1 protein-coding gene is annotated in these 3,850 nt (G+C 62.9%); it reads left to right on the top strand.

The window, feature by feature from the left end:
• The first annotated feature begins 487 nt into the window (after nt 1-487).
• Complete coding sequence (locus RT614_RS29035) at nt 488-2,530, top strand: alkaline phosphatase D family protein (RefSeq protein WP_313626053.1); 2,043 nt, start codon at nt 488-490, stop codon at nt 2,528-2,530.
• Nucleotides 2,531-3,850 lie beyond the last annotated feature (1,320 nt).

The following is a 3,850-nucleotide window of genomic DNA, read 5'->3' as shown; positions in this document are numbered from 1 at the left end:
TTGCCGCCTCCGGCGGCTGCCTTCGGATTCCGTCGGGCGCATCTACACGCCCCGCGCTCCCCAGCCGCCGCCGCGCCAGGCTCCATCGTTTGAAACTTGCCGTCAGTTGGGACGTCCTGCGTGCTTGGCGTTTTTCTGGCCGTCGTGGTGGGAGAGAAAGATCTTGCAGGGACGCCAAAACCGGCCGCGCGGGCGGCCTTCTTTGGCATATGGGCGTCTTGGGCGTGTCTATGACGCTGCGCGCGTGGGTGGCGTTGGCGGGTGAGGTCTGTCGAATCGCCGCACAGAACGAGGGCGGTCGGATCCGCATTGAACTGCGTGTAGCGGTCGTTGACCTCCGCCGCACACGCCCGCTGTCACTCCCACGTAACGCCCGGATGGGGTAATACGCCCGCCGCGGGCTGGTGAAGCGCAAACCGTCGCCACGCCCGATCCTCACAATCCGGTGCCGCAAGCCGGCATCGCCTGACAGGGCGTAGTGCTCACCATGGACCGCAGAAAATTCCTTAAGTGGGGCAGTTTCCTGACCGTCTCCGCCGCTACCGCCGGCTTGGCCGGCTGTAATGGCAGCAACGATGATGATGACGCCAATGGCGGCGACGACGGCGGCAACGAGGGCGGAGGCGGCGCACCCGCACGCTACCAGTATCCGCAAGGCGTCGCATCCGGCGACCCGCGGTCCGACAGCATCATTCTGTGGACGCGCGTGGTGGGGGACGATGGCGCGGCGGTTCCGGTGCGCGTGCAGCTGGCTCGCGACGAATCCTTCGCGCAACTCCTGGTCGACGCCTCGATCACCGCCGAGCCCGATTGGGATCACACCGTGCGCCACAAAGTCACGGGGCTTGATCCGGCAAGCAACTATTACTACCGTTTCGTGGCGGGTAGCAGTACCAGCCCCATCGGTCGTACGCGTACGGCGCCCGCAGAGAATGCCTCGGTGTCGCAGCTGAAGTTCGCGTTCATTTCCTGCCAGGATTGGAGCGTGAACCACTGGGCGGCCTTCGACGACTTGGCTGCGCAAGACCTGGATTTCGTGGTGCATCTGGGCGACTACATCTACGAAACCGTGAAGGCGGGGTTTCAGACCGGCAACGTGGAAAGCGCGCACGCGCCGCTGTCGCTGCCGGACGGAACGGCGCGGGCTGATGGCGCTGTCTATGCGACGACGCTTGCCGACTATCGCAGTCTTTACCGCAGCTACCGTTCGGACCCTCGCCTGCAAGCCCTGCACGCGCGCTTTCCCGTCATCGCCATCTGGGATGACCACGAGTTCTCGGACGACTGCTGGCAGGATCATCAGACGTATGGCGTCGCCGACGACGAAGCGCCGCTCACGTCGCGCCGCCGCGGCGCCAGCCAGGCATGGTTCGAGTTCATGCCGGCCGATGTGTCGCTGGATCTGGCGAATCCTTCGTTCCAGAACATCCAGATCTACCGGTCTTTCCGCTTTGGCAACCTGGCCACGCTGCTGATGACGGACGAACGCCTGTATCGGGCCGACCACGTGATCCCGGAGCAACAGGTAGGCAGCGAAATCGGCAGCCGGTACTTCGTGCCCAAGCGCTTGTTGTCGCAGGTCGAGAATACGAAGATGACCAACGCGGGTGGCCAGTTGACGCCAGTTTCGATCCTGGGCGACACGCAGCGCGACTGGTGGAAGGCTCAGTTGGGCGCCAGCACCACGTCATGGAATCTGTGGGGCAACGAGGTTTCGCTGCTGCGCATGCAGTTCAATGGGACGCTGGCGGTGGCCGGTCTGCTTGCGCAAGGCCTGGCCACGGCGCAGTCCGCGTTGGCTCCGCTGGTCGCGTACATGGCGGACGCAGTTGCGCAGGACCTGACGGGCGCCGATCACTCCAGCGGCAAGCCGGTCACGGCATATCCGGCGCTGTCGGCGTTGCTGGACGCGCAGGCGGGCATCCCGCCCGCGGCCTTTGCGGCGCAGATCAAGCCGCTGCTGGACGCCCAGTTGCCGCCGTCGCTGCTGCTGGACGACTACCTGCTTAACGCGGACCAGTGGGACGGCTACAACGCCGAGCGCAAGAACCTGATGGCCTTTGTGCGCGACACGGGCGTGCGCAATCTGGTGGCGCTGACGGGCGACATCCATGCGTTCTTCGCTGGCCCGGTGATGGACGATTACGACGCAGTGACCCCGAAGCCCGTGATGGTGGACCTGGTGACGGCCGGCATCTCCAGCAATTCGTTCTTCAGCTATTTCAAGAATGTGGTCGACACGGATTCCAGCTTCGCGGCGGCGAAGCCGCTGATCTACGGGGAAGCGGCGGGCAAGATCCAGAACGCGTTCAATAAGACGCTGATGCAATTCAATGGCGACTGGATGCGCCATATCGACACGGACGCGCAGGGTTTTGCGGTGGTGACGTTGACCGAGACCGAGCTGCGTTGCGTGTTCAACAAGCTCAAGCCGCTGGACGGCACGCAAGCGCCGGCGGCGCCGGTTGTCGGGTCCCAGACGGTGTTGACCGTGGCGGCGGGGACGGCGGATGTGGTTGTTGGGACGTAGCGGCCATTTGGCTTGTTCAGTGGCGGTGGGGGTTCTTGAGCCGCCTGACACGGCGGCGGCGGGGGCGTACTGCGTGCTTGGCATTTTTCTGCCCGTTGATAGAAGAGAGAAAAATCTCGCCGGGACGCCAAAACCGGCCGCCCGGGCGGCCTTCTTTGGCATATGGCCGTCTAGGGCGTAGCTATGACGCTGCGCGCGTGGGTGGCGTTGGCGGGAGAGGTTTTCGCTGGCCACCGGTGTCTAACACCCGAGTGAGACAGACTTCAACTCGCGGCGGCGGTTCATGGGTGTCAGAACCTACCGAACAGACCGCTTTCCAATGGAGACTGGTCCGATTTGTTAGCACGGGTGGCAATGAATGATCTGCGTTCGAATGTCAGTCCTAAACCGGTCGCGCGGATCGCAAAGCTCAGCTGGGTGAGCGCAGGGCCCACGGCGGTATGTGAGCGTTGGCCTTGGTATTGGACCCACGGCGCGTTGACGAGCAACAGGTAGTCAGTTCAGTTCGCGTCGCTTGCACGGGTCCTGAAGCTCTTGTGGCTGACCCCGGCGTGTGGGCCCAGGACTCAGGTGGCGCTTTCTTGCCTGGCACGAAGCCAATCTTTAGGACCGAGCTGATCGACGAGAGTCTGGATTTTCGTGAGATTCGACCCTTTTCTCCCGCGTCCTGAAGCCCAATATCTACCCCAAAACACGATGAGACTTCTTCCAATCATTTTGGCGACATCCGCAGTCCTAAGTGGCTGTTCAGACTCACCAAAGGGGCGATGGGAAGTTATTGCGCCCGTAAAAGTGTATGCCGCCGACGATGATGTTGCTCCGGTCGTCTTTGTTCTTCAGCCCGGAGACTCGTGCGCGTTAAGCGAGGATTGGAGCTACGACAAGGCGTTCAGGTTCAAGCGCGTCTCGTGCAGTAAAGGCGATGGCTGGATAACGATTGACAAGGATTTCAGACAGATATCGGATAAGCCCTGAAGACAAGCACGCAAAGGCCCATCGGCACAATCCATAGGCTTTTTTGTTGCTGCGGGCTTGGCAGAGTGGGCCGCTACACAAGCGCCGAACCAAGCACAAGTTCGAACAAAATTCGCAACGCCCGCGTCCACACGCGAAGCGTCATCATCCCGACGCAAGACACCGCGTAAGCCCCACAAGGCCGCCCGCGCGGCCGGCATGGGGCGGGCACCGCAAGACATTTCTCTCCCCCCCAACTGCTGGCAAGAACCTCAAGAACTCCGCCCGCCCCGGCGCCCGACAAGCTGACACCGAACGAGCCCGGCGTGGCGTGGGCCTGGGGTGGGCGGGGCGTGTAGATGCGCC

This window comes from Achromobacter sp. (genome assembly GCF_032102605.1).
GTDB lineage: Bacteria > Pseudomonadota > Gammaproteobacteria > Burkholderiales > Burkholderiaceae_B > Achromobacter.
Note: the sequence above shows the minus strand (reverse complement) of the source record. Positions and strands in the feature narration are given on the sequence as shown.